Raw genomic sequence first — 23,372 nt, forward strand, 5'->3', positions numbered from 1 at the left:
GTCGCTTACTGCTGGTTACTGTTTAGCTGGTTCGGTTGCAAGATGGTGGTGACGCGCTTCTTCTTACCACTTTCCGCGACCAGTTTCTGCTCATCAATCTTGTAGCTGATGACTTTACCCTGGATTTCACTCCCTTCCTGGATCAGGATCGCTTCATCCGTCATTTTCAGGAATTCAGATGCGGTTTCGTAACGCATTCTGCGTGCGGCACCGTCGATCGGTTTTCCGTTGTCCATTACCTGATGGAATGTCGCCGGATTGCCATAGGCATCAATGGTTTCTTTGCCGTCGGCACCTGTCGGGCGGGAAACGACCAGTTTGTCCGCACGAATATCAATACTGCCCTGACGCAGTATGACGTTGCCGGTAAATGTGACGACATTCTTCTGAATATCCAGTTCCTGGTTATCAGAATTGATATAAATTGGCTGCTCTGTATCGTTACTTAGTGCCCAACTGGATGCACTGATACAAAGGCAGAGCAGGGTACTAATTTTGGAAAGCTTCATATCTACCTTTTACATTCTTTAATAAGGTCGCCACGCTGCGGTCGATGTTTCCTTTCATTCCCGTTCCTTCGTTCTGGAAGGCGCTGCCGGTAATAAGTACCTGATCCGGGGTATCAAAATCCTTGTTTATAAGATCAAGTCGCAGACTGTCGGTCTGGATCACTTTGATCGCGGATTCGGGTAACAGGTTGTAAATGCGAACATTACCGTTCATTTGTAGTACCTGGTCTTTATCCAGGCGAGCAGTATTAGAACTGATTCGCCATTCTGTTTCAGAGCCGTCGCGGTACACCCAGAGTACAGGGCTGGTAAAGTCGGTATCACCACTTTTACTGAAGTGCTCCAGGTAGTCCGAGTCTATCTGGTAGCTGCGTAGCCCGGATTCACTGTACGATGTATTTACAATGTCACTGCCGGTAAACAGTGGTTTTTCTGCATCCGGTTCTACCTGAATATCTTCCTGCCAGTAATTGTCCAGCAGGTAGTAGCCAGTCCATGCACAGATAAAAATTAACAGGGCATAGATCAGACTTCTAAAGGTCATATACTTAAGCCCTTATGTTTATCTAATTCACCTTTGGCTTCAAGGATCAGGTCGCACACTTCCCGTACTGCACCGTGGCCGCCCGGGATACGGGTAACAAAATCAGCACGATGAGCCAGTAGCGGGTGACCGTCAGCCACACAAACAGACAGGCCGACTTTTTCCATCACCGGCCAGTCAATCAAATCATCACCGATGTAAGCGGTCGCTTTTGCGGCAATGCCCAGGTTTTTGGCTATGTCGGCGTAGGCGGCCAGTTTGTTGTCCTGACCCTGGTAGACATGTTTGATTCCCAGGGCTGACATTCGGTTTTCGACTATGGTGGATTTGCGTCCGGTAATGATGGCGATTTCGACACCGGCAGACATCAGGCTTTTTATTCCATAGCCATCTCGAGTGTGGAAGGTTTTCAGTTCTTCGCCGTCGTTACCCATGTAGATGCGGCCATCTGAGAACACGCCATCAACGTCACAAATCAGTAGTTGGATGTCTTTTGCACGGTTATATACGGTTTGACATACCGGCCCGTAAATAGTTTCGAGTTGCATTACATTACTCCGGCTTTCAGAAGATCATGCATGTTCAGGGCTCCAACCAGACGCTGATTTTCAGTCACCAGCAGGCCATTGATCTTGCGATCTTCCATCAGTTTCAAACCTTCTGCTGCCAGCAGGTTTGGTGTAATGGTTGCCGGGTTACGGGTCATTACAGCACCAATAGTTGTGCTGTGGATGTCTGTGCGTTTGTCCAGCAGGCGGCGCAGGTCACCGTCAGTGAAAATACCGGTCAGTTTCTGCTCTGAGTCAATAATTGCTGTCATGCCAAGCCCCTTGCGGGAGACTTCCAGCAGAGCATCTTTGATAGTGGCATCTTCAGCAACCATTGGTAGGGCATTGCCAGTGTGCATTACATCTGAAATACGCAGCAGCAGTTTGCGACCCAGTGCTCCGCCGGGATGCGACAGGGCAAAATCATCTGCGGTAAAGCCGCGAGCTTGCATCAGAGCAATGGCCAGAGCGTCGCCCATTGCCAGGGTTGCAGTGGTGCTGGAAGTCGGTGCTAAATTCAGCGGGCAGGCTTCCTGGTCAACTGTGATTTGCAGGTGGATTTGTGCCAGCTTGGCCATGCTGGATTCCGGCTTGCCGGTCATGCTGATCAGCGGAATACCAAGACGTTTGATTACCGGAAGCAGAGTCAGGATTTCTGATGCTTCTCCGGAGTTAGAAATTGCAAGAACCACATCGCCTTTTTTGATCATCCCCAGATCACCATGGCTGGCTTCTCCTGGGTGAACAAAGAAAGACGGGGTACCGGTACTGGCCAGGGTTGCAGCAATTTTGTTACCAATATGGCCTGATTTTCCCATTCCCATCACGATTACTTTGCCAGTGCAGTTGGCGATCAGGTGACAGGCTTCGCTGAAACTGCCGTTAATGTACTTGGTCAGTTTCTGTAGAGCTTCTGTTTCAATTTCAATAACTTTGCGACCGTAATCGCAGTAATCAAACGTATCAGACATGTGTGGGCCTCCGTTAAGCCGCTAGATTATAAAACAGATAACCTTGATAGGCGACAAAGCAGCACACTAGAACTGCACCTTCCACACGGTTGATTCTGCGACGCTTTCCAAGAGCCATAAGTAGCAGGCCGATGGAAAGTGCCAGCATAACGTAAAAATCACGTCCCATAGCCAGCGGGCTCAGCACCGATGGGTTTAGCAGACCAGGGATCCCCATGACTGCAAGGATATTGAATACGTTAGAGCCAATGATATTGCCGACGGCCATATCATCTTCATTCTTGTAGATACTGGCAATGGAAGCGGCCAGTTCAGGCAGGCTGGTACCGATAGCTATGATAGTCAGGCCAATCACCAGATCACTCATGCCGAAGTACTTGGCAATGGTCACCGCTGAGTCAACCAGCATGTTGGCGGCATAAGGTAACAGAACCAGACCGATCACGACCCATACCATAGCGGCACCATTGCTGACACCGTCAGGGATTTCAGATTCTTGTTCTTCGGCCAGAATGTCACCGGAGGCTTTTTCCTGGCGGCTGATTTTGAGCATAGCCAGCAGGAAGATGACAAAAAGAATGACAAGCAGGATGCCTTCCATGAAGCCTAGGTAATCATCCCAAAGCAGGAAGCCGGCAACCATGGTGACGGCCAGCATAATCGGAAGCTCGCGGCGAATAATTGCTGAGCTGATAGCCAGTGGCTTGAGAATGGCAGTCAGACCAAGGATAAGAGCAATGTTGGCAATGTTAGAACCCAGTACATTACCTACCGCGGTATCGGTTTTACCACTCAGGGCTGCTGTGGCAGAAACCATCATTTCCGGTGCCGATGAGCCCATAGCCAGTATCGTCATACCAATCACCAGTGGTGATACACCCAGGTTTTTTGCCAGCGCGGCCGCGCCGAAAACTAGTCGGTCTGCACTCCATACCAGTAAAGCCAAACCAATACAGAGCAACACAATGGCTTCGAGCATTCTTATCCCTTTTGTCGTAAATCTTTAGTAAAGAAGTATAAGAGGGCAATTTTGACGGTTCATTGACTAAAAAGAAAGAAAAAGCCGAGACAATTTCATCTTAGTGGCTGTTCCTATGACCAAAAGTTGTCATCTGGTCAGTTTAGCTTAATAAAACTTGGTTTATTCTGTCCGTTTTATGCATTTTTAATGGAAGAGGTGGGCTGTAAATTACAGAGTTCTTACAGTGTTGATCTTGAGTTGGTTGCGTAATGTACTTATGATCGATCTTTCTAACGGTTAAATGACTAATTATCTTAGCATTCGGTCTTCCTGACCGGAGAACTGAATATAACAGAAGGCCGAGCGGCCGACAGGATGGCTATGGAACCGACTGAAGCGCTTGTTTCCATTAAGAACATGACGTTTTCGCGGGGTAACCGCAAGATTTTTGATGATGTATCTCTGGATGTACCTAAAGGAAAGGTAACGGCCATTATGGGGCCATCCGGGATCGGTAAGACGACCTTATTGCGATTGATCGGCGGGCAAATCCAGCCAGAGAGTGGTGAGGTATGGTTTGAGCACTGGAATATTCCGGCATTAAAACGTAGCGAGCTGTACGAAGCTCGTAACAGGATGAGCATGCTGTTCCAGTCCGGAGCTCTGTTTACTGACATGACAGTGTTTGACAACGTGGCTTTTCCGTTGCGAGAGCACACGGAACTGCCGGAAGAGCTGCTGCGTACATTAGTACTGCTGAAGCTGGAAGCGGTTGGGTTGCGTGGTGCGGCACAACTGATGCCTAACGAGCTGTCCGGTGGTATGGCGCGTCGTGCGGCACTGGCGCGAGCGATTGCGCTAGATCCTGATTTGATCATGTATGACGAGCCGTTTGTCGGCCAGGACCCTATCACTATGGGTGTACTGGTGAAGTTGATCCGCAGCCTGAACCAGGCTCTGGGCATCACCTCTGTGATTGTTTCGCATGATGTGCCAGAGGTGATGAGTATCGCCGATTACGTTTATTTGCTTTCCGGCGGCAAGATTATTGGTCGGGGTACGCCTGATGAACTTCGGGCTGATCCGGATCCACAGGTTCGCCAGTTCCTTGATGGCGTGGCTGATGGTCCGGTGCCGTTTAAGTTTCCTGCCACTGAAATCAGTGAAGACTTGTTCGGTGCTGCTAAGAAGCTTTAGTTGCTAGGCGGCATAAAATAATTAATAGGATTATTAACAATAATGATTGCGGATTTTATTGCGCGGCAGGGACGCTGGGGTATTGAAAAATGCCAGACCGTTGGTCGTGCAAGTTTATTGCTTTACGGGGCCTTGGTAAGTAAGCCTCAGCCGAAGAAAATGTTTCCGCTGCTGATCCGGCAGCTGTACTCGGTTGGTGTGTTGTCCATTGCAATTATCCTGGTATCAGGGCTGTTTATCGGGATGGTACTGAGCCTACAGGGTTACATTGTGCTGATTGATTTCGGCGCAGAAACCAGTTTGGGGCAAATGGTGGCACTTTCACTGTTGCGTGAACTCGGGCCGGTAGTCACAGCCTTGCTGTTTGCCGGTCGAGCCGGTTCTGCGCTGACGGCTGAGATTGGCCTGATGAAGGCGACTGAACAGTTGTCGAGTATGGAAATGATGGCAGTGGATCCGCTACGCCGGGTTATCGCGCCGCGTTTCTGGGCCGGGGTGATCTCTATGCCACTGCTGGCTTTGCTGTTTTGCGCTATCGGTATCTGGGGCGGCCAGCTGGTCGGTGTTGACTGGAAAGGTATTGATCATGGCAGTTTCTGGTCGGTAATGCAGTCTTCGGTTGAGCTGGGTTATGACGTTATCAACAGTATCATCAAGTCTGTGGTGTTTGCGGTCACTGTAACTTGGATCGCTGTGTTTAACGGCTATGATGCGGTACCGACGTCTGAAGGTATCAGCCGCGCGACCACCAATACAGTGGTGAATTCGTCGTTGGCAGTTTTGGGATTGGATTTTGTGCTGACAGCTTTGATGTTCGGCAACTAACGAGCGGTAATACTCGAACGGAACGTTGGGAAAATTACGGATGCAACAGATTAAAAAATTAGAATTGTGGGTTGGAAGCTTTGTTCTGGCCGGTTTTGCTGCCCTGTTGGTGCTGGTGTTTAAAGTCGCGGATGTCCAGAGTATCGGTGGCAATGACTCTTATACCCTTAAGGCGCATTTCGATAATATCGGCGGGCTGAAAGTGCGTTCGCCAATCAAAGTTGGCGGTGTGACAGTGGGTAAAATCACTGCCATTAACCTGGATACTGAAAATTATACTCCGGTTGTCACTTTGGCTATTGAGAAAAAGTATGGCTACTTCCCGGAAACCAGTACAGCGTCAATTCTGACCTCTGGTCTGCTGGGGGAACAATATCTTGGTATATCTCCGGGCTTTGTAGATGAAGATATTGAAATGCTCGGTGACGGAGATCTTATCGAAGACACCAAGTCGGCATTGGTTCTGGAAGACATGATTGGCCAAGTGCTTTATAGCATTGGCGGTGATAGTGATAAATAGGTGATGTGATGAAATTCGTTCGATATATATTGTTGATGCTATTGTCATTGCCGCTGTTTGCTCAAGCGGCCACTATTGATAAAACTGATCCTTACCTGATGATGCGAGAAGTCTCGCAAATGACCTTTGCTCGCCTTAAAGCAGAGCAACCTAAGATTCAGAATAATCCTGAGGTACTGCGTGATGTGGTGAGAGAAGAGTTACTGCCTTATATTAACACCCGCTACGCGGCGTATAAGGTATTGGGCCCTCAGCTGAAGAAAACATCGAAGCAGCAGCGTAACAATTTTGTTGCGGCTTTTACTGATTACCTGGTGGCTTCATACGCTCAGGTGCTGACTCAGTACACTGATCAGGATATCGAGATTGAGCCTCGTAAAAATGTACCAGCAAATCGCTCAATCGTTTCAGTTCGCGTAGATATTCTGGACACCAAGCGTCCGCCAATTCGCCTGGACTTCAAACTACGCAAGAATAAGAAGACTAATGAATGGCAGGGTTACGATATGGTTGCCGAAGGCGTCAGCATGATCTCTACCAAGCAGAGTGAGTGGAGCGGCCAGTTGCGAACCGAAGGTGTTGATGCTGTAACGGCGAACCTGAAACAACTTGCGGCGAAACCGATTCGTCGTGAGGAAAAAAATAATGAATAAGCCAAAGATTGAGTGGCGAGTTCAGAAAAATGGCTATTATTGCTTGTCAGGGGAACTGGATCGTGACACAGTTCCAGCTTTTTGGCAGCAACGACATGAATGGATGCCACAGGATGCCAAGGTAACGCTGGACCTGTCTGCTTTAGTTCGGGTGGATTCAGCCGGTATGGTGATGTTGCTTCATGTGTATCAGCAGCTGCGCAGCAAAGGTTGCGAGCTGGTATTATTGAATGTACCGGGGCAGCTTAAAACGTTGCTACGCCTGAGCCATGTCGAATCAATGTTAGCTGCTTGTACAGATTGAGCAGCGAAAGAGGATAGCTTGTGGAACTCTCTGAAATTAAACAAATTCTGGAAAATGCTCTGGAGCTTGATGAAATCATTGTGAAAGGTGATGGCAGCCATTACGAAGTGATTGCTGTTGGTGCCATTTTCGAAGGTATGAGCCGTGTGAAGAAACAGCAGACAATTTATGCTCCGCTGATGGCGAATATCGCGGCTAACGACATCCATGCGTTAAGCATTAAGACATTTACGCCGGAAGAGTGGGCTCGTGACAAAAAGCTGATGTCACTGTCTTAAGAGGTTGATAATGCAAAAGTTTCGAATCCAGGGCGGTGGCCCGCTGTGCGGCGAAGTTTCAATCTCCGGTGCCAAGAATGCGGCACTGCCGATTTTGTTTGCTTCTTTGCTTGCTGAAGAGCCGGTTGAAGTTGCTAATGTCCCTAAGTTGCGTGACATTGACACAACCATGGAGTTGCTTGAGCGCCTAGGCGCTAAAGTAAGCCGTAACGGTTCTGTTCATGTTGACGCCGGTGGCGTGAATAACTTTTGTGCGCCTTATGAGCTGGTGAAGACAATGCGAGCTTCTATCTGGGCTCTTGGTCCGCTGGTGGCTCGTTTCGGTGAAGGTCAGGTTTCTCTGCCTGGCGGTTGTGCGATCGGTGCCCGTCCAGTTGACTTGCACATCCATGGCCTAGAGCAGTTGGGTGCAGAGATCACCCTTGAAGAAGGTTATGTGAAAGCTACGGTTGATGGTCGCCTGAAAGGTGCTCACATCGTGATGGACAAAGTCAGTGTCGGTGCGACAGTGACGATTATGTCTGCCGCAACTCTGGCTGACGGTACGACCGTGATCGAAAATGCTGCCCGTGAGCCTGAAATTGTCGATACGGCTAATTTCCTGAATGCACTGGGCGCAAAAATTACCGGTGCCGGCACTGACACTATTACAGTTGAAGGTGTTGAACGTTTAGGTGGTGGTTACCACGAAGTGGTGGCTGACCGTATTGAAACTGGCACATTCCTAGTTGCTGCTGCAGTATCCGGCGGCAAGATTGTGTGCCGCAATACCAAGCCTTCTCTGCTGGAAGCGGCATTGGCCAAGCTTGAAGAAGCCGGCGCTAAGATCGAAACCGGTGAAGACTGGATCAGCCTAGATATGACTGATCGAGAGCTGAATGCGGTGAATATCCGTACCGCACCACATCCTGGTTTCCCGACCGATATGCAGGCGCAGTTCTCTCTGTTGAACCTGGTTGCTAAGGGCACTGGGATTATTACTGAAACGATCTTTGAAAATCGTTTTATGCATATCCCAGAGCTGATTCGTATGGGAGCCCATGCGGAGATTGAAGGCAATACCGTTATTTGTGGTGATACAGACGGTCTGAGCGGTGCTGAAGTGATGGCTACGGATCTTCGAGCATCAGCAAGCCTGGTGATTGCCGGTAGTATTGCTAAAGGTGAAACGGTCGTTGATCGTATCTACCACATTGATCGTGGTTATGAAAAAATCGAAGATAAATTCAGTGCCCTTGGCATGAAGATAGAACGCTTCGAAGATTAATCGAAAAAAACCAGCCTTCGGGCTGGTTTTTTTATGTCTTGAATTCGCTTTCCGGTACTTATTGATAGCGGTTCGGCTCATCTGCAATCAGTACCGAGAGAGTAACCGGCTTGCCATTGCGCAGTACTTTCATGTTGACGTAGTTGCCGGGACGAAGCTCGGTCACAATATCCAGTACATTACGGCGATCAGTCACGGGCTTATCATTAATTTCAATCAGGATATCCTGTACCTGGAAACCGGCTTTAGCCGCCGGGCCGCTTGGATCCATACCTATAACAATGATCCCGCTGATTTGGTCAGCATCATATAAGCGGGCCATTACTGGGTTAATATCCCTTGCCTCAATACCGATGTAACCACGGATCACCCGACCGTCAGCGATCAGTTTGTTCATAATTTTCAGCGTCAGTTCATAAGGGATCGCAAAGGAGATCCCGTATGTTTCAATATCTGTTGCCTGCTGGTAAGAAGCGGTATTGATCCCGACCAGTTCCCCCCGGGTATTGACCAGTGCGCCGCCTGAGTTGCCGTCATTGATAGCGGCGTCGGTCTGGAGGAAATCCTGACGACCATAGAAGCTCATGCCGGCACGTCCGGTAGCTGAGATGATACCGTAAGTGGTTGTCTGACCAAGATTGTATGGGTTACCTATCGCCAGGACAACATCGCCGACTGCGGCTTTGTAATCCTGGTTGACCGGGATCACCGGTAGGTTTTCTGCCTGGATTTTAAGAACTGCAATATCTGTGCGGCGGTCTTTACCGATCAGCTGGGCGGTAAAGATCCGACCGTCCTGCAAGGCGGCGATAACCTGATCGGCTTCGGCTACCACATGGTAGTTGGTCACTATGTAGCCTTTATCACTCATGATCACCCCGGAGCCCAGCCCTTGGGTGCTGAGTTTTAGTCGGTCATTGGCATCATAGCGGCGGTTATAAATATTGACGACGGCAGGAGAGGCTCGTCGGACAGCATAGTTGAAAGATATCTGGGTCTGAGGTGTCTCGATGGGATTTAACGACACCGGCGTTTCGATCATTCCGTTGCGGAGTTCAGGAAAAACTGCAAGCAAAGCAACAGCCGTGACGACGCCAAGCAGAATGGATCGACTGATAAAAGCCAGCATGCATATACCCCTGAAACGAAATTACGTAAGTCCGCTGATCATATTTTCTTAAGATAATCGGATGAGGATATCATTTCAGCGTCGGGATACCAAACAGAACAAAGGACTTAGAGGCTGTGGCGCGGCTTGCTTCAACTTTGGGGAGAAAGCTAAATTTTGCGGGCAAAAAATAAGAAGTGAAGGTAATAAACCGGGCCGCTGTGGCCCGGTCAGGCTTTTTGATTAGCGGATGATTAGGTACAGAATATTGCTTCCGCGTTTGATCTCCAGGGCCAGGACGTTTGGCTGTTGATCCAGCGCTTTACGTAGTTCTCCCAGGTTGCGGATTGGCTGGCGGTTCAGGCCAAGGATGATGTCACCCTTTTGCAGGCCATAACGGGCTGCCATGGATTTTTCATCAATATTGGTTACCTTGACGCCTTTCACGCCATCTTGAGCTGTAGTATTTGCAAACTCAGCTCCGGTTAGGCCGCGATGAAGCTTGGCTGCTTTCACCTTGTTCTGGCTGGATTCCTGCAGCACGACATTGACAGTCTTTTCGTCACCGTCACGGATGATACCCAGAGTGGCTTTTTTACCAGCGCCCAGGGTTGCTATCTTGGCACGGAGTTCATTAAAGCTACGGATTTCCTTACCATTGACGGACACTATGATATCACCGGCTTTCAGTCCTGCTTTTTCTGCCGCAGAGTCCGGCATTACCTGATTAATGAAGGCTCCACGGTTCGTTTCGTAACCGAAGGCTTCTGCCAGTTCTGATGTCAGTTCGCCGCCTTGTACACCAAGGACGCCACGTTTGACCTGTCCATATTCAAGGATCTGTTCGGTCAGGTTTTTCACCATATTGACCGGAATAGCAAAGCCGATTCCGACGTTTCCGCCGTTCGGACCCAGGATGGCTGTATTAATACCGACCAGCTCACCGTTGAGGTTGACCAAGGCGCCACCTGAGTTACCGCTGTTGATTGCGGCATCGGTCTGGATGAAGTTTTCGAAGTTTTCAATATTCAGTCCGCTGCGGCCCAGTGCCGAAATAATGCCTGAGGTCACGGTCTGGCCCAGACCAAACGGGTTACCGATCGCCACGGCAAAATCACCGACACGAAGGTTGTCTGAATCTGAGAGTTTAATTGCAGTTAGGTCTTTCGCTTTTTCCAGTTTTAACAGCGCGATATCGGACATTTCATCACTGCCGATCAGCTCGGCTGAAATTTCCCTGCCATCGTGTAACTGAACCCGAATAGTATCAGCCCCTTTGATGACGTGGTGGTTGGTAACGATATAGCCTTTGTCGGCATCAATAATTACCCCTGAACCCAGGCCTCGGAACGGACGTTCCTGAAGCTGCTCGGTCGGGAAATCCGGTCCGAAGAAAAAACGGAAGGTTTCGGGAAGGTGCTGCCTGGATACTTGCTTGCCTTCTACAGCAATGCTGACAACAGCAGGAGTGACTTGCTCCAACATTGGTGCAAGGCTGGGCAGTTGTTGGTTATTGACTGTTAGTGGAAGCGCGGCAGTTGCCGGGGCAGGAGCCATGACTGAGCTGATGCCAAGTGCCACTGCACTTAATACAAGCAAAGTTTTTTTCATTCTTTGAAACTCCGGTTTAACGAGTAGTTATACCATTCCAAGGTGACGATAAGTCTTTATGAATCAATCACCAGCAGAAGTAGAAGGTAATTGGTCAGACTCGTAAACCGGAGTTTAGTTCCACAAAAAAGACGATTAGCTCGCTTTAGGCTCTTCCACCCGTTCAGCTTCATCTTTCAGCAAGCCTGTTGCGCCGCTGGCGTAATCCCTCGGTTGATCTTGAATGCTAGAGGTCGCGGTATGAACCGCTTCCAGTGAACTTATACGACGGGAAAACGGGTTGTCTTGTTCCGGTAGGTTCGGCATCAGCTCGGATGAGGTTTTTGCCATGTGCTCATACAGCTTACTGTAATCCTTGGCAATGTTATCCAGCAGCTCAGAGCTTGAAGCGAAGTGGTCAACCAACTCCTGGCGGAATTGTTCCAGTTCGTATTTTGATTTATCCAGCTCTTTCTTCAGCTCTTTTTGTTGTTTCAGGCTTTGGTTACCCAGACGAGCGCCAAAAGCACCTACGATGGCACCCGCAGCAAAAATAAGAAGCGCATAAACCCAAGTCATGAAAAACTCCTTGTGACTTAATGAATACCAAATTGGTCGGTCGGCATGGTCAGGGTGTCTTAGCCGACGTTACAGTTTCTTTGTATATCAGCAATATGAATCAGTGCTGAATAATGGGCAATTAATCGGTTATGTACAGATACTATACATGCACTCACGCTGCCATGATACTATCTGGATCTAAAGACGGAGAGAAAGGAGTGGTGCAAAGGAATGACCCCACAGCAGAAATATCAGCAGGATCTCGCGCAGCCTGGGTTTCTGGCCGATAACGCCCAGGCGATGGCCGTCTCTCACCTTGATGAACTCTATCATCGCATGCTGGCGCCGCCACCAGAGTATAAGCCAAAGGAAAGCCTGTTATCCCGATGGTTTAAGAGGCAGCAAAAGGCTGAAATTACACCGGTAAAAGGTTTGTATTTCTGGGGAGGTGTCGGGCGAGGCAAGACCTATCTGGTCGATACGTTTTTTGAATGTCTGCCGCGTGGGCGCAAGATGCGGATTCACTTTCACCGTTTTATGTACAGGGTGCACCAGGAACTGCAACAGCTCGACTCCCAGTCTGATCCATTGGAGCTGGTGGCGGATCGCTTCAAGGACGAAACTGACATCATTTGTTTCGATGAGTTTTTTGTCTCAGATATTACGGACGCCATGATTCTCGGCACTCTACTTGATGCGCTGTTTAAGCGTGGCATCACCCTGGTGGCGACGTCGAATATCCCGCCCGATGAGCTTTACCGCAATGGCCTGCAACGGGCTCGTTTCCTGCCAGCGATTGATTTGATTCACCAGCACTGCACTGTGGTCAATGTCGATTCAGGCGTCGATTATCGGCTGCGAACACTGGAGCAGGCTGAAATCTTCCATTTCCCGCTTGATAAACAGGCTGAAGCCAATCTGGAGCAGTACTTCACTCAGCTCAGCGTTGAGCCGCGCACCCATGATAAAGAAATCGATATAAATAACCGGATGCTGCCGACCCGCCATGAGGCTGACGGTGTGGTACATTTCAGTTTTCATACCTTGTGCCGTACGGCTCGCAGTCAGAATGACTACATGGAAATTGCCCGGATTTACCATACCGTGCTGGTTTCCGGTGTGAGCAGGATGGGGGAGAAAGACGATGATGCGGCGCGGCGCTTTATTGCCATGGTTGATGAATTCTACGAACGCAACGTCAAACTGATCATGTCGGCAGAGTCAGAAGTGGCCGAGCTATACCAAGGAGGGCGGCTGGAGTTTGAATTCAAGCGCTGTTGCTCACGGCTTATCGAAATGCAAAGTCATGATTACTTGGCTCGCCCTCATCTGGCATAGATTTTCTGGTGAGAAAAGGGCCAGTTTGTGGCTTCAAGAGTCATGAAAAAACACCACTTTCCTGGCAAATTACGATAAAGAGAAAAAATCTCAATTTTTTTTGAAAAAAAGGTGATTTTTTCTCCACCCTTCCCTATAATCTTGCGACCCACCGTACCTGTAACGGCAAAAGCCGGGAGTGCCAACCACTCGAAGGGGTGATGACTGGGCTCTGTACAGAATGGAGCAATTTGCTCCAGTGAAGTGAAACTAATTAATTTTGGGTAAGAATTAGCATGAAAACTTTCGTTGCTAAACCAGAAACTGTAAAACGTGACTGGTACGTTGTTGACGCTGAAGGTAAAACTCTTGGTCGTCTAGCAACTGAAATCGCATCTCGTCTACGTGGTAAGCACAAGCCGGAATACACTCCGCACGTTGACACTGGTGACTACATCGTAGTTATCAACGCTGAGAAAGTTGCGGTAACTGGCGCTAAGCGTACTGACAAGATGTACCACCGCCACACTGGCTACATTGGTGGTCTGAAGTCTATCAGCTTCGACAAGCTGATCGCTAAGAAACCAGAAATGGTTATCGAAACTGCTGTTAAAGGCATGCTTCCTAAGGGTCCTCTAGGCCGTGCTATGTACCGTAAGCTGAAAGTTTACGCAGGTACTGAGCACAACCACGCTGCACAGCAGCCTAAAGTTCTAGACATCTAATTGGGGAAGATGACAATGGCAGAGAATCAATACTACGGCACTGGCCGTCGCAAAAGCTCAGCTGCTCGTGTTTTCATTAAGCCGGGTACTGGTAACATCGTAATCAACAAGCGCAGCATCGAAGAGTACTTCGGTCGCGAAACTGCTCGCATGGTTGTTCGTCAGCCTCTTGAGCTAGTTGAAATGACTGAAAAACTTGACCTGTACATCACTGTTAAAGGTGGTGGTATCACTGGTCAGTCTGGCGCTATCCGTCACGGTATCACTCGCGCTCTAATGGAGTACGATGAAACTCTACGTCCTGCTCTACGTGCAGCTGGCTACGTTACTCGTGACGCACGTCGCGTTGAACGTAAGAAAGTTGGTCTACGTAAAGCACGTCGTCGTCCACAGTTCTCTAAGCGTTAATTTACGCTGCCAGAATTTATTCTGGATACTGTGTACAGAAAAGCTCAACCTTCGGGTTGGGCTTTTTTTTGTCCTGCTGATAACAACATGCCGAGTTTGTTATCCTTATTTCTTCTCTTCCTAATCCTGCTTTTCCCTGTCTTTTTGAAATGTGACTCAAAGTTGAAACAAAAAGAACATACCTCTCACATTTGTTAAAGAAAAGTAGCTTTATCTTGTCAAAATGTGGGGTTTTATTTATCATTTGGCGCGATAAGCAGCAGTTTTTGATTGACCTAACCTGTTGTTTCTTTCATTGAAAGTTAGCCGTAAGCTCCAGGGACGCCAAGGGACATAATAATAATTCCAGAGCGGGAGCACATGGGAGAATGTTGGATGAGCAATGCGCCTGTAAGTAATGGTCGACGCCGCTTCCTGACTGCCACGACTTCAGTTGTCGGAGGCCTGGGTGCAGTCGCTGTGGCCGTGCCTTTTATCAAATCATGGAATCCGAGCGCCAGGGCGAAGGCTGCCGGTGCCCCAGTCGAAGTTGATATCAGTAAGTTGGAAGATGGCCAGATGGTTCGCGTCGAGTGGCGTGGTAAACCTGTCTGGGTCGTACGTCGAAGTGAAGCCGTTTTGAGTGAACTGGATGGTCATGACAGTCAGCTTCGGGATCCTGCCTCGGAGGAGCCGCAGCAACCGGAATATGCCCAGAATCCATATCGTTCGGTTAAGCCTGAGATCTTTTTGGCTGTGGGGATCTGTACCCATCTCGGCTGTTCCCCTACCTATCTGCCAGATACCTTCAACGAGCAGGTGAGCGGCATTACAGCCGGTTTCTTCTGCCCGTGCCATGGTTCCAAATTCGATATGGCCGGCCGCGTTTTTGCCGGGGTTCCTGCGCCACTGAACCTGGTGGTTCCACCTCACACGTTCCTGGATGACAACACCATTCTGGTCGGTGTAGATGAGGAGACAGCCTAATGGAAGCTTTACTCGGATGGATTGAAAAGCGTCTTCCGATGATGAACGCTTATCGGAAGCACTTATCTGAATACCCGATGCCGAAGAATTTTAACTTCTGGTATCTGTTTGGCTCTCTGGCCATGCTGGTACTGGTGAATCAGATCCTTACCGGGATCTGGCTGACCATGAACTATGTGCCGTCGGGTGACGGGGCGTTTGCCTCAATTGAATACATCATGCGTGATGTCGAATACGGCTGGTTATTGCGTTATATGCATTCTACTGGCGCATCGGCATTTTTCGTTGTTGTGTATCTGCACATGTTTCGTGGCCTGATCTATGGCTCATACCAGAAGCCGCGCGAACTGCTGTGGCTGTTCGGTATGCTGATCTTCCTGGTGCTGATGGCTGAAGCCTTTATGGGCTACCTGCTGCCGTGGGGACAGATGTCGTACTGGGGGGCACAGGTAATCATTTCTCTGTTCGGTGCAATTCCGGTGATCGGCGATGATCTGACCCTTTGGATCCGTGGTGACTATGTGATCTCCGGTGCAACCCTGAACCGTTTCTTTGCCCTGCACGTGATCGCCCTGCCGATTGTGCTGTTGCTGCTGGTGGTGTTGCACGTTCTGGCTTTGCATGAAGTGGGCTCGAACAACCCGGACGGTATCGAAACCAAGCTACCAAAAGGTACTAAGGGGGAGGGCTACAAAACCCAGTTCCCATTCCATAAGTATTACAGCAAGAAGTACGACATTATCGATTCCATCCCGTTCCATCCGTACGGTACGGTGAAGGATATGGTCGGTATAGCTGTCTTCGCCTTCTTGTTCAGCTATGTCATTTTCTTCAATCCGGAAATGGGCGGTTACTTCCTTGAGCCACCTAACTTTGAAGCAGCTAACCCGCTGAAGACGCCTGAGCATATTGCGCCGGTATGGTACTTCACCCCGTTTTACGCCATCTTGCGTGCAGTGCCGGATAAGTTGCTCGGTGTTATAGCGATGGGAGCCTCGATTGTAGTGCTATTCCTGCTGCCTTGGTTGGATCGCTGTAAGGTTCGCTCTTACCGTTATCGCAGCAAAATTCACTTGATCAATATTGTTCAGTTCACTGTTTGTTTTATTGCATTAGGAATTCTGGGCGCGTTGCCGGCCACGCCAACCTATACCATATTGGCGCGGATTTTCAGCTTCGGTTATTTCATGTTCTTTGTGCTGCTGTTCTTCTATAGCAAGAATGAAGCAACCAAACCGCTACCAGAGAGGGTGACATTCAAATGAAGAAGTGGATTGTAATGCTATTTGCACTGCTGCCTTCTCTGACTATGGCGGCGGGCGTATCGGTACCGCTGGATGAGGCCAATAACGACTTGTCGGATAAAGCTTCGCTGCAGCGCGGTGCCAAGACTTTCATGAACTATTGTTTTGGCTGCCATGCTACCCAGTACCAACGTTATGAGCGGGTGGCTACTGACTTGGGTATCCCGGCAGATCTGATGAAGGAGCACATGATCTTTGACCCCAATGCCAAGATCGGGGATCTGATGACTAATGCGATTTCAACGGATTATGCGGCAACGTCATTCGGTGCGCCGGCTCCGGATCTGACTCTGGTGGCCCGGGTTCGTGGAACTGACTGGCTTTATACCTATCTGCGCTCCTTCTATGCCGACCCAAGCAGGCCATTTGGCGTAAACAACGTGGTATTCCCGAGTGTGGGTATGCCGCATGTACTGGAAGAGCTTCAGGGAGTACCGGCTAAAGTGTATGAAACCCGCTTGGTTGACGGGGAAGAAGTGCAGGAATATGTCGGTATCAGGTCGGATGGGACAGGTGAGCTCAATGAAGAAGAGTATGATGAAGTAGTTCGCGATCTGGTTAACTTCCTAGAATATTCAGCCGAGCCTGTGAAGCTGGAACGTCAGCGTCTGGGTCTTTGGGTGATGGGCTTTATCGTCATATTCTTTGTACTAACATTACTGTTGAAGAAAGAGTATTGGCGTGATGTCCACTGATCGGGTAATCTAGTGGGTTAGTATCTCGCAATGGGGGCCCAAGCCCCCGTTGCTTTTTGTGTATTTAAGTATACTGGAGGGGTTAATGGCTGTTGCTGCCAATAAACGCTCTGTGATGACTCTGTATTCTGATGCCTCGGACATCTACAGCCATCAGGTGCGTATTGTACTTGCAGAAAAGGGTGTTAGTGTTGAAATCGAGCTGGTTGATCCAAATAACCTGCCTGAAGACCTAAAAGATCTAAACCCGTACCATACGGTTCCAACTCTGGTTGACCGTGAACTTGCTCTGTACCAGTCTAGCATTATTATGGAATACTTGGATGAGCGTTTCCCTCACCCACCTCTAATGCCAGTTTACCCTGTTGCCCGTGGTAACAGCCGCCTGATGATGTACCGTGTTGAGCGTAATTGGTACACATTGGCAGAGAAAGTTAATAACGGCACTGCAGAAGAAGCAGACAAGGCACGTAAACAACTACGTGACGAGCTGCTGGCGCTGGCGCCTGTATTTGCTGAGTTCCCATACTTCATGAGCGAAGAGTTCAGCCTGGTTGACTGTTACCTGGCACCGCTATTATGGCGCCTGCCTGAAATGGGTATCGAACTGACCGGTGCTGGTGCAAAAGAAGTGAAAGCATACATGACTCGTGTTTTCGAGCGTGATTCATTCCTGGCTTCACTGACAGAAGCTGAGCGCGAAATGCGCCTTGCTGGTCAATAAGAATGGATATGGACAAAATGACGCCGCGCCGTCCTTATCTGGTGCGCGCATTTTATGATTGGCTGGTCGACAACGACCTGACCCCTCATCTAGTGGTGGATGCAACACTACCGGGCGTGAAAGTACCGATGGAGTTTGTCAGCGACGGCCAGATCGTGCTGAACATTGCTCCTCGTGCGGTTGGAAACCTGGAACTGGGTAATGAGGCTATCAGCTTCAACGCTCGTTTCAGCGGTCGCCCGCACTCGGTAATTGTTCCTCTTTATGCGGTATTGGCAATCTATGCCCGTGAAAACGGTGCTGGAACTATGTTTGAGCCGGAGCCGGCTTATGCTGCTGATATGGCAGACATCGAAGTGATCGATGATGAAGAAGAGAGCATGGGTGGTCTTTCTGAAGTGACTGGTGAGCCATTATCTCCGGTCGCTGATGTTGTTGATAACGATGATGACAACGGCCCAGATGATGAGCCGCCGCGTCCTCGTGGCCGACCAAGCCTTCGTGTCGTGAAATAAAAAAACGCAGCCCATCCGGCTGCGTTTTTCTTTTTGGGCTGCAATTCTCTAACAGGTTTATCTTGCTTGCTATTCGCATGGTTATTGTGATTGCGGATACTCGAATACCTTCACTACTTTCTTCACCCCTGAGACGTTTCGTGCGATCTCGGCGGCAATATTTCCTTGTTCACGGGTAACATAACCGAGCAGGAAAACTTCCTGTGCTTCCGTGACGACTGAAACCGAAACATCGGTGAGCTTCTTGCTGCCAATCAGCTGTGATTTTACTTTGGTGGTGATCCAGCTGTCTTTACTGACTTCGCTAAGTTGTGGCAGTGGGCGGATCTGAACTTGATCATAAACCGTTTCTACATTTGCCAATGTGCGGACTTTGTCCACCAGCTGTTGTCGGGTAGCTTGATCAACTGCCTGGCCGACCAGCAGCACCTTACCTTCGAGAGCAAAAGCATTGATACGGGATTGCTGCAGGAAAGGTGGTTTATTGGCAATGCCACCGACTTCCATCTCGATTTGCTGATCAAGCCATTGCTGCTTAGCCGTACGTGGATCCGACGGGGACAGCATTGAACAGCCTTGAAGAATCAGTAGCAGGGCAACAAGCAAAACACGGTAGAGTTTCATCATTATCCTTCGTGATGCGGGAACAGGACTTTATCAATCAGGTCACACAGGCAGTGGACCGTTAGTAGGTGACCTTCCTGAATGCGGGCTGTGCGCTGAGACGGGATACGGATTTCGACGTCCTGTATGCCCAGCAGTCCTGCCATTTCACCGCCGTCTTTACCGGTCAGGGCGACAATGGTCATGTCGCGGGTCAGGGCCGCTTCTATTGCTTTGATGATGTTTTTACTGTTGCCGCTGGTTGACAGAACAAACAGGATATCGCCTTTCTGGCCCAGCGCGCGGACCTGCTTAGAAAAGATTTCATCGTTGTGATAGTCGTTAGCGATGGCCGTCAGGGTCGCGGTATCTGCTGTCAGAGCCAGAGCTGGCAGGCTCGGACGCTCGGTTTCAAAACGATTAATCAGGCAGGAAGCAAAGTGCTGGGCATTAGCCGCAGAACCACCGTTACCGCAGCAAAGGATCTTATTGCCGTTAAGCAGGCTCTGTACCATCAGCTGGGCAGCCTGAGAGATTGCATCCGGCAGGGCTTCTGCGGCTGCAATCTGGGTTTGAATACTTTCTGTAAAGCTTTCTTTGATGCTTTCTAGCATGGTTCAACCTTCAACTAAGACATTGGTTAACCACTCAATTTGGTGCTCGTGTCCCTCAATGGCTACGACATCAAACCTAAATTCAGTGTGTTCGGCCGAAAGGCCTTGTTTCTGAAGCCAAAACAGAGCAGCTCGCTTCAGCTTCTGTAGTTTGTGCCAGTTTACCGCTTCGGCGGCAGAACCGTAATGGTTACGCTGGCGAAATTTTACTTCGACAAATACCCAACAGCGGCCATCACGCATGATCAGGTCGAGCTCGCCGCCTCGGCACTGGAAGTTACGGCAAACAGGAACAAGGCCATGGCGGTGCAGAAATTGCTCCGCCATGGCCTCATAGGCTTGCCCCTGCCGGCGTTTATTGAACGGGTTCAATACCATTGCCGGAGAAAATAGCCCAGCTGAGCTGACGTTGAATCACACATTCATCATCAATACTCAGGCGACCGGTTTTGCCCGAGGTTGAGTAATTGTCGACGACGCGCATTTGCGGTAGTTCGGCAATCATCTTATAGGCATCCATCCCGAAGGCATGGAGGCGGATATCTTTGTTCTGGGCGTTTGGCCACAGCTCATTATATCGCGCCATGAAGTTATGGTTGGCATCAACCAGCAGCGGGATATCGCTGAATTCAATACCGCGTAATTCATTTAAGTTGCTGCTGTCAGGATTGCTGCGTGAGCTGGCATACAACTTAGGCGGTTGGATATCCGGGTTGATAGCTACTTCAATAAATGGCTTAAGCAGGGTCAGCTCTGTCTTATTGGCAATCAGGTAAACGGCATCCGTGTCACGGCGGCTGCGTGGCTGGGCTTCCAAATCAATACCCAGCACCTGTTTCATTTGATTGATGCGGGACTGGCTTTCAGTCAGGCCGAATACTGTCGCAATTTGCTGTTGGATCTGCTTACGGGAACTGAAGCTGCTGATTGCCGGAGATTTACCGGTCAGTTGCTGCCATTGTTCGATGAAAGCACTGCTCACACGCTGGCCGAAGTCATTTCCCGGAGCCAATACCATTGGGTATTGATGGCCTTTGGCAAACAGGTGTTGGGCTGCCTGTTCGGCTTCCTGTTCCGGCGACAATGAGAAATAACAGGCGTTGGCCTGAGTCATCGACAGTTGCTCCGGCTCATTGAGGGCCAGCATCGCGATATTGGTGCCGTTGCTGCGCTGGAATTCAGTGATTTTTTCTTTGCGTAGCGGGCCAATCACCAGCTCAATACCATCTTGTTCCAGTTTGCCGAGGATCGCGCTGATTGGTTCGGCCTCGGTGTCATAGATAGTCAGCTCGGTGTCGGCATCGCGGCCGGTATCATCCAGCATGGCATTGATGAAGCCATCTCTGACCGCTTTGCCTGAGTTTTCGAAACGTCCGCTCAGTGGCAGCAGTAGGGCGACATTATTCAGCTGGGGGATTTCCAGCTCCATGATGGCCTGCAGCTCGGCTGGCAGGTACTGGTTGGCTGGATGATAAGGGTTCTGGCTCAGCCATTCCTCGACCATCGCCTTGAGTTTACCCGGACGCTGGGAATAGGTGTTTTTCAGAATGCCCAATTGAACCCAGCCACGAAGCACGGTTTCATCACTGTCTAAAGTTGCAGACTGTAACTGGTTATTGTTGTACTGAGCGATATCACGCCACAGGTTTTGCCAGTTGGCCGCTTTTTGTTCGTTTGCCAGGAACTGATCCAGCGCGGTTCGTTCGCGGGCAGCCAGGAAAGACTGACCTGTTTGGCTCAGGAGTTCGGCACGCAGCATGTGGTAGCGTTTATACTGACTGTCAGCTAGGGTCCACCATGGCTGGAAGTTCAGGGTTTCCAGAGCCGGTTGAGGCTGTCCCTGCTGGTAGCGCAGAGTTGCGCGGGCAAGTTGCCATTCCGCCATCTGGAGCGGGTTCATTGTCATTCGTCCCAGACGGTTGGCTTGTTGCTCAGCCTGTATCCATTGACCTTCCTTGATCATTGCCTTGAGGGCAAGAATGTGCCAATCGATGCTTTGAGTGCCTTCACTCGACTCGGCTTTGAGCAGATAATTTGCAGCGCTGTCGGTGGCGGCAGCGGTAATATCAGCGCTCACAACTTGTTGTTGGGTAGGCGTAGAACAGCCCGCTAATATCAAAGCGAGGGCTACAGGCGCTAACAGTCGTGATACACTTTTACGCTTATGGGTAAAATTGAGCATTGATTTTATTCAACTGTGACAAATTACTCTCTATATTAATTGCAGATGAGATCTTAGACAAATGAGTGAGACCAATTCATGCGCGGTAGATGTCGCAACTTTGTACATCGTTCCGACACCAATCGGCAATTTAGCTGACATCACGCAGCGCGCATTGGATGTATTAGCTAATGTGGATTTAATTGCCGCAGAAGATACACGCCATACATCACGCTTGTTGACACATTTCTCTATCTCAACCCGCACCTTTGCGCTCCACGATCACAATGAGCAGCAAAAAGCTGATTATTTGATCGAGAAGCTGTTAGCAGGTACCAGCATCGCTTTGGTGTCTGATGCGGGTACGCCGCTGATCAGCGATCCAGGATACCATCTTGTTAACCGTTGCCGTCAGGCGGGTGTCAAAGTTGTTCCTCTTCCTGGCCCTTGTGCAGTAATTACTGCATTGAGTGGTGCTGGCCTTCCATCAGACCGCTTTAGTTTCGAAGGGTTCCTGCCGCCGAAGAGCAAAGGGCGTAAAGATCGTTTCCAGGAACTGGCTAATGATGAACGCACGATGATCTTTTATGAGTCTCCGCACCGTATCATGGATTCACTGGCTGATATGCTGGAAGTGCTTGGTGCCGAACGTCAGGTGGTGCTGGCTCGCGAGCTGACCAAAACCTATGAAACTATTCATGGCGCACCTCTGGGTGAACTGATTGAATGGCTGGGTGAGGACAGTAATCGCATCCGGGGAGAGATGGTGCTGCTTGTGGCCGGTCACCGAGCTCAGAAAGATGAGTTGCCTGCAGATGCGTTGCGTACTGTCGCGCTGCTGACAAAGGAGCTGCCGCTGAAAAAGGCCTCGGCACTGGCAGCAGAGATCCACGGTGTCAAGAAGAATGCGCTGTATAAGTGGGGACTTGAGAATCTCGATTAAATTGAGGTTTTGAGCAAGCTCTTGCGTTGGTGTCAGCCTTCCAGACTTATGCGCAATTGCTTTATTTTCAGGCGTATCGGAATGTTGTAGGAATTTTCACTGGTAACTGTGAACCAAGTCCTATACAATCCGTCGCCTGAGTTGGCCAGGTAACCGCTGCCTCGTTGATGTCCTTTGGGAGACTGACGAGGGGGAGGAAAGTCCGGGCTCCACAGGGCAGGGTGCCAGATAACGTCTGGGGGGCGAAAGCCTACGACCAGTGCAGCAGAGAGTAAACCGCCGATGGCCGTTCTTCGGAATGGCACAGGTAAGGGTGAAAGGGTGCGGTAAGAGCGCACCGCGCGGCTAGTAATAGTTCGTGGCACGGTAAACTCCACCCGGAGCAAGACCAAATAGGTCCCTAATGGCGTGGCCCGCGTTGGGGACGGGTAGGTTGCTTGAGCCTGTGAGCGATTGCAGGCCTAGAGGAATGGTTACCACCGCGCAAGCGGGACAGAACCCGGCTTATCGGCCAACTCACCACTTTCAAGAAAACGGCCTCACATTCGTGTGAGGCCGTTT

Annotated in this window: 28 protein-coding genes and 1 other RNA gene; 17 read left to right on the forward strand and 12 right to left on the reverse strand. The window is 49.8% G+C overall.

The window, feature by feature from the left end:
• Positions 1-5: 5 nt before the first annotated feature.
• Genes lptA through AACQ93_RS02100 form a run of 5 tightly spaced genes read right to left on the reverse strand, consistent with a single transcriptional unit; the run spans position 6 to position 3,551 of the window.
• The gene (gene lptA, locus AACQ93_RS02080; protein WP_064601824.1) at positions 6-509 is read right to left on the reverse strand and encodes a lipopolysaccharide transport periplasmic protein LptA; all 504 of its coding nucleotides are present in this window, start codon (positions 507-509) and stop codon (positions 6-8) included.
• The gene (gene lptC, locus AACQ93_RS02085) at positions 490-1,053 is read right to left on the reverse strand and encodes an LPS export ABC transporter periplasmic protein LptC (RefSeq protein WP_064601825.1); all 564 of its coding nucleotides are present in this window, start codon (positions 1,051-1,053) and stop codon (positions 490-492) included. The genes lptA and lptC overlap by 20 nt, the downstream gene beginning before the upstream one ends.
• Positions 1,050-1,601, reverse strand: coding sequence for a 3-deoxy-manno-octulosonate-8-phosphatase KdsC (kdsC, locus tag AACQ93_RS02090; protein ID WP_064601827.1), 552 nt, complete (start codon positions 1,599-1,601; stop codon positions 1,050-1,052). Before kdsC ends, lptC begins: the two co-directional genes overlap by 4 nt.
• The gene (gene kdsD, locus AACQ93_RS02095; protein ID WP_064601828.1) at positions 1,601-2,572 is read right to left on the reverse strand and encodes an arabinose-5-phosphate isomerase KdsD; all 972 of its coding nucleotides are present in this window, start codon (positions 2,570-2,572) and stop codon (positions 1,601-1,603) included. Before kdsD ends, kdsC begins: the two co-directional genes overlap by 1 nt.
• Before the next feature lie 13 nt (positions 2,573-2,585).
• Positions 2,586-3,551: a calcium/sodium antiporter gene (locus AACQ93_RS02100; protein WP_064601830.1), complete on the reverse strand. Its 966-nt coding sequence runs from the start codon at positions 3,549-3,551 to the stop codon at positions 2,586-2,588.
• A 363-nt stretch (positions 3,552-3,914) separates the two neighbouring features.
• On the opposite strand from AACQ93_RS02100, the gene mlaF reads away from it, so the two are divergent.
• Genes mlaF through murA form a run of 7 tightly spaced genes read left to right on the forward strand, consistent with a single transcriptional unit; the run spans position 3,915 to position 8,577 of the window.
• Positions 3,915-4,730, forward strand: a complete 816-nt coding sequence (mlaF, locus tag AACQ93_RS02105) for a phospholipid ABC transporter ATP-binding protein MlaF (RefSeq protein ID WP_064601832.1) — start codon at positions 3,915-3,917, stop codon at positions 4,728-4,730.
• 42 nt (positions 4,731-4,772) lie between these two features.
• A complete protein-coding gene (mlaE, locus tag AACQ93_RS02110; protein ID WP_064601833.1) occupies positions 4,773-5,555 on the forward strand; it encodes a lipid asymmetry maintenance ABC transporter permease subunit MlaE in 783 nt (260 codons plus the stop codon).
• A 40-nt stretch (positions 5,556-5,595) separates the two neighbouring features.
• Positions 5,596-6,075, forward strand: a complete 480-nt coding sequence (mlaD, locus tag AACQ93_RS02115) for an outer membrane lipid asymmetry maintenance protein MlaD (protein ID WP_064601835.1) — start codon at positions 5,596-5,598, stop codon at positions 6,073-6,075.
• A gap of 8 nt (positions 6,076-6,083) precedes the next feature.
• Positions 6,084-6,728, forward strand: coding sequence for a phospholipid-binding protein MlaC (mlaC, locus tag AACQ93_RS02120; RefSeq protein ID WP_064601837.1), 645 nt, complete (start codon positions 6,084-6,086; stop codon positions 6,726-6,728).
• Positions 6,721-7,032 (forward strand): STAS domain-containing protein, encoded by a 312-nt coding sequence (locus AACQ93_RS02125; RefSeq protein WP_064601839.1) that lies wholly within the window; start codon positions 6,721-6,723, stop codon positions 7,030-7,032. The genes mlaC and AACQ93_RS02125 overlap by 8 nt, the downstream gene beginning before the upstream one ends.
• Positions 7,033-7,052: 20 nt before the next feature.
• Positions 7,053-7,310 carry a BolA family iron metabolism protein IbaG gene (gene ibaG, locus AACQ93_RS02130; RefSeq protein ID WP_064601840.1) on the forward strand — a complete coding sequence of 86 codons (258 nt, stop codon included), beginning with the start codon at positions 7,053-7,055 and terminating at the stop codon, positions 7,308-7,310.
• Between the two features lie 10 nt (positions 7,311-7,320).
• Positions 7,321-8,577, forward strand: a complete 1,257-nt coding sequence (murA, locus tag AACQ93_RS02135; protein WP_064601841.1) for a UDP-N-acetylglucosamine 1-carboxyvinyltransferase — start codon at positions 7,321-7,323, stop codon at positions 8,575-8,577.
• Between the two features lie 58 nt (positions 8,578-8,635).
• Here murA and degS read toward each other — a convergent pair whose 3' ends face one another.
• The 3 genes from degS to zapG form a co-directional block, all read right to left on the reverse strand.
• A complete protein-coding gene (gene degS, locus AACQ93_RS02140; RefSeq protein ID WP_064601842.1) occupies positions 8,636-9,706 on the reverse strand; it encodes an outer membrane-stress sensor serine endopeptidase DegS in 1,071 nt (356 codons plus the stop codon).
• A gap of 222 nt (positions 9,707-9,928) precedes the next feature.
• A complete protein-coding gene (locus AACQ93_RS02145; protein ID WP_064601844.1) occupies positions 9,929-11,296 on the reverse strand; it encodes a Do family serine endopeptidase in 1,368 nt (455 codons plus the stop codon).
• 135 nt (positions 11,297-11,431) lie between these two features.
• Positions 11,432-11,854: a Z-ring associated protein ZapG gene (gene zapG / locus AACQ93_RS02150; RefSeq protein ID WP_064601845.1), complete on the reverse strand. Its 423-nt coding sequence runs from the start codon at positions 11,852-11,854 to the stop codon at positions 11,432-11,434.
• A 213-nt stretch (positions 11,855-12,067) separates the two neighbouring features.
• Here zapG and zapE point away from each other — a divergent pair, with 213 nt between their 5' ends.
• From zapE to sspB, 8 genes are all read left to right on the forward strand, one after another.
• Positions 12,068-13,174: a cell division protein ZapE gene (gene zapE / locus AACQ93_RS02155; RefSeq protein ID WP_064601847.1), complete on the forward strand. Its 1,107-nt coding sequence runs from the start codon at positions 12,068-12,070 to the stop codon at positions 13,172-13,174.
• Between the two features lie 275 nt (positions 13,175-13,449).
• Positions 13,450-13,878 carry a 50S ribosomal protein L13 gene (rplM, locus tag AACQ93_RS02160; RefSeq protein ID WP_007464365.1) on the forward strand — a complete coding sequence of 143 codons (429 nt, stop codon included), beginning with the start codon at positions 13,450-13,452 and terminating at the stop codon, positions 13,876-13,878.
• Between the two features lie 15 nt (positions 13,879-13,893).
• Entirely contained in the window at positions 13,894-14,286 is a 393-nt protein-coding gene (gene rpsI, locus AACQ93_RS02165; RefSeq protein WP_007464367.1) for a 30S ribosomal protein S9, read from the forward strand.
• Positions 14,287-14,661: 375 nt separating this feature from the next.
• On the forward strand, positions 14,662-15,252 hold the full coding sequence (gene petA, locus AACQ93_RS02170; protein WP_007464369.1) for a ubiquinol-cytochrome c reductase iron-sulfur subunit: 591 nt from the start codon (positions 14,662-14,664) through the stop codon (positions 15,250-15,252).
• Complete coding sequence (locus tag AACQ93_RS02175) at positions 15,252-16,517, forward strand: cytochrome b (protein WP_064601849.1); 1,266 nt, start codon at positions 15,252-15,254, stop codon at positions 16,515-16,517. Before petA ends, AACQ93_RS02175 begins: the two co-directional genes overlap by 1 nt.
• Entirely contained in the window at positions 16,514-17,251 is a 738-nt protein-coding gene (locus AACQ93_RS02180) for a cytochrome c1 (RefSeq protein WP_064601851.1), read from the forward strand. The genes AACQ93_RS02175 and AACQ93_RS02180 overlap by 4 nt, the downstream gene beginning before the upstream one ends.
• An 85-nt stretch (positions 17,252-17,336) precedes the next feature.
• Positions 17,337-17,975 carry a stringent starvation protein SspA gene (gene sspA / locus AACQ93_RS02185; protein WP_007464375.1) on the forward strand — a complete coding sequence of 213 codons (639 nt, stop codon included), beginning with the start codon at positions 17,337-17,339 and terminating at the stop codon, positions 17,973-17,975.
• Positions 17,976-17,977: 2 nt separating this feature from the next.
• Complete coding sequence (gene sspB, locus AACQ93_RS02190; protein WP_007464377.1) at positions 17,978-18,490, forward strand: ClpXP protease specificity-enhancing factor; 513 nt, start codon at positions 17,978-17,980, stop codon at positions 18,488-18,490.
• A gap of 81 nt (positions 18,491-18,571) precedes the next feature.
• Here sspB and AACQ93_RS02195 read toward each other — a convergent pair whose 3' ends face one another.
• The 4 genes from AACQ93_RS02195 to AACQ93_RS02210 are packed head-to-tail and all read right to left on the reverse strand — an operon-like array spanning position 18,572 to position 21,784.
• Positions 18,572-19,114 (reverse strand): BON domain-containing protein, encoded by a 543-nt coding sequence (locus AACQ93_RS02195; protein WP_007464379.1) that lies wholly within the window; start codon positions 19,112-19,114, stop codon positions 18,572-18,574.
• A 2-nt stretch (positions 19,115-19,116) separates the two neighbouring features.
• Entirely contained in the window at positions 19,117-19,707 is a 591-nt protein-coding gene (locus AACQ93_RS02200; protein ID WP_007464381.1) for a phosphoheptose isomerase, read from the reverse strand.
• 3 nt (positions 19,708-19,710) lie between these two features.
• Complete coding sequence (locus AACQ93_RS02205; RefSeq protein ID WP_064601853.1) at positions 19,711-20,085, reverse strand: YraN family protein; 375 nt, start codon at positions 20,083-20,085, stop codon at positions 19,711-19,713.
• Positions 20,063-21,784 carry a penicillin-binding protein activator gene (locus AACQ93_RS02210; protein ID WP_232323272.1) on the reverse strand — a complete coding sequence of 574 codons (1,722 nt, stop codon included), beginning with the start codon at positions 21,782-21,784 and terminating at the stop codon, positions 20,063-20,065. The genes AACQ93_RS02205 and AACQ93_RS02210 overlap by 23 nt, the downstream gene beginning before the upstream one ends.
• A gap of 166 nt (positions 21,785-21,950) precedes the next feature.
• Here AACQ93_RS02210 and rsmI point away from each other — a divergent pair, with 166 nt between their 5' ends.
• Positions 21,951-22,811 (forward strand): 16S rRNA (cytidine(1402)-2'-O)-methyltransferase, encoded by an 861-nt coding sequence (gene rsmI, locus AACQ93_RS02215; protein WP_007464387.1) that lies wholly within the window; start codon positions 21,951-21,953, stop codon positions 22,809-22,811.
• Between the two features lie 137 nt (positions 22,812-22,948).
• Positions 22,949-23,334: RNase P RNA component class A (gene rnpB / locus AACQ93_RS02220), an RNA gene on the forward strand.
• Positions 23,335-23,372: the final 38 nt, after the last annotated feature.

Origin of the sequence: Photobacterium sp. J15 (genome assembly GCF_963870815.1) — a bacterium.
Classification (GTDB): domain Bacteria; phylum Pseudomonadota; class Gammaproteobacteria; order Enterobacterales; family Vibrionaceae; genus Photobacterium; species Photobacterium marinum.

What these genes read in the sequence shown, in the direction of transcription:
- rpsI (WP_007464367.1), top strand. Translation starts at nt 13,894, where the DNA reads ATGGCAGAGAATCAATACTACGGCACTGGCCGTCGCAAAAGCTCAGCT.
- mlaC (WP_064601837.1), top strand. Translation starts at nt 6,084, where the DNA reads ATGAAATTCGTTCGATATATATTGTTGATGCTATTGTCATTGCCGCTG.
- AACQ93_RS02180 (WP_064601851.1), top strand. Translation starts at nt 16,514, where the DNA reads ATGAAGAAGTGGATTGTAATGCTATTTGCACTGCTGCCTTCTCTGACT.
- AACQ93_RS02125 (WP_064601839.1), top strand. Translation starts at nt 6,721, where the DNA reads ATGAATAAGCCAAAGATTGAGTGGCGAGTTCAGAAAAATGGCTATTAT.
- zapG (WP_064601845.1), bottom strand. Translation starts at nt 11,854, where the DNA reads ATGACTTGGGTTTATGCGCTTCTTATTTTTGCTGCGGGTGCCATCGTA.
- degS (WP_064601842.1), bottom strand. Translation starts at nt 9,706, where the DNA reads ATGCTGGCTTTTATCAGTCGATCCATTCTGCTTGGCGTCGTCACGGCT.
- AACQ93_RS02200 (WP_007464381.1), bottom strand. Translation starts at nt 19,707, where the DNA reads ATGCTAGAAAGCATCAAAGAAAGCTTTACAGAAAGTATTCAAACCCAG.
- sspA (WP_007464375.1), top strand. Translation starts at nt 17,337, where the DNA reads ATGGCTGTTGCTGCCAATAAACGCTCTGTGATGACTCTGTATTCTGAT.
- zapE (WP_064601847.1), top strand. Translation starts at nt 12,068, where the DNA reads ATGACCCCACAGCAGAAATATCAGCAGGATCTCGCGCAGCCTGGGTTT.
- AACQ93_RS02145 (WP_064601844.1), bottom strand. Translation starts at nt 11,296, where the DNA reads ATGAAAAAAACTTTGCTTGTATTAAGTGCAGTGGCACTTGGCATCAGC.
- murA (WP_064601841.1), top strand. Translation starts at nt 7,321, where the DNA reads ATGCAAAAGTTTCGAATCCAGGGCGGTGGCCCGCTGTGCGGCGAAGTT.
- rsmI (WP_007464387.1), top strand. Translation starts at nt 21,951, where the DNA reads ATGAGTGAGACCAATTCATGCGCGGTAGATGTCGCAACTTTGTACATC.
- mlaF (WP_064601832.1), top strand. Translation starts at nt 3,915, where the DNA reads ATGGAACCGACTGAAGCGCTTGTTTCCATTAAGAACATGACGTTTTCG.
- AACQ93_RS02100 (WP_064601830.1), bottom strand. Translation starts at nt 3,551, where the DNA reads ATGCTCGAAGCCATTGTGTTGCTCTGTATTGGTTTGGCTTTACTGGTA.
- mlaE (WP_064601833.1), top strand. Translation starts at nt 4,773, where the DNA reads ATGATTGCGGATTTTATTGCGCGGCAGGGACGCTGGGGTATTGAAAAA.
- mlaD (WP_064601835.1), top strand. Translation starts at nt 5,596, where the DNA reads ATGCAACAGATTAAAAAATTAGAATTGTGGGTTGGAAGCTTTGTTCTG.
- kdsC (WP_064601827.1), bottom strand. Translation starts at nt 1,601, where the DNA reads ATGCAACTCGAAACTATTTACGGGCCGGTATGTCAAACCGTATATAAC.
- petA (WP_007464369.1), top strand. Translation starts at nt 14,662, where the DNA reads ATGAGCAATGCGCCTGTAAGTAATGGTCGACGCCGCTTCCTGACTGCC.
- AACQ93_RS02205 (WP_064601853.1), bottom strand. Translation starts at nt 20,085, where the DNA reads ATGGTATTGAACCCGTTCAATAAACGCCGGCAGGGGCAAGCCTATGAG.
- sspB (WP_007464377.1), top strand. Translation starts at nt 17,978, where the DNA reads ATGGATATGGACAAAATGACGCCGCGCCGTCCTTATCTGGTGCGCGCA.
- lptA (WP_064601824.1), bottom strand. Translation starts at nt 509, where the DNA reads ATGAAGCTTTCCAAAATTAGTACCCTGCTCTGCCTTTGTATCAGTGCA.
- AACQ93_RS02195 (WP_007464379.1), bottom strand. Translation starts at nt 19,114, where the DNA reads ATGAAACTCTACCGTGTTTTGCTTGTTGCCCTGCTACTGATTCTTCAA.
- lptC (WP_064601825.1), bottom strand. Translation starts at nt 1,053, where the DNA reads ATGACCTTTAGAAGTCTGATCTATGCCCTGTTAATTTTTATCTGTGCA.
- rplM (WP_007464365.1), top strand. Translation starts at nt 13,450, where the DNA reads ATGAAAACTTTCGTTGCTAAACCAGAAACTGTAAAACGTGACTGGTAC.
- kdsD (WP_064601828.1), bottom strand. Translation starts at nt 2,572, where the DNA reads ATGTCTGATACGTTTGATTACTGCGATTACGGTCGCAAAGTTATTGAA.
- AACQ93_RS02175 (WP_064601849.1), top strand. Translation starts at nt 15,252, where the DNA reads ATGGAAGCTTTACTCGGATGGATTGAAAAGCGTCTTCCGATGATGAAC.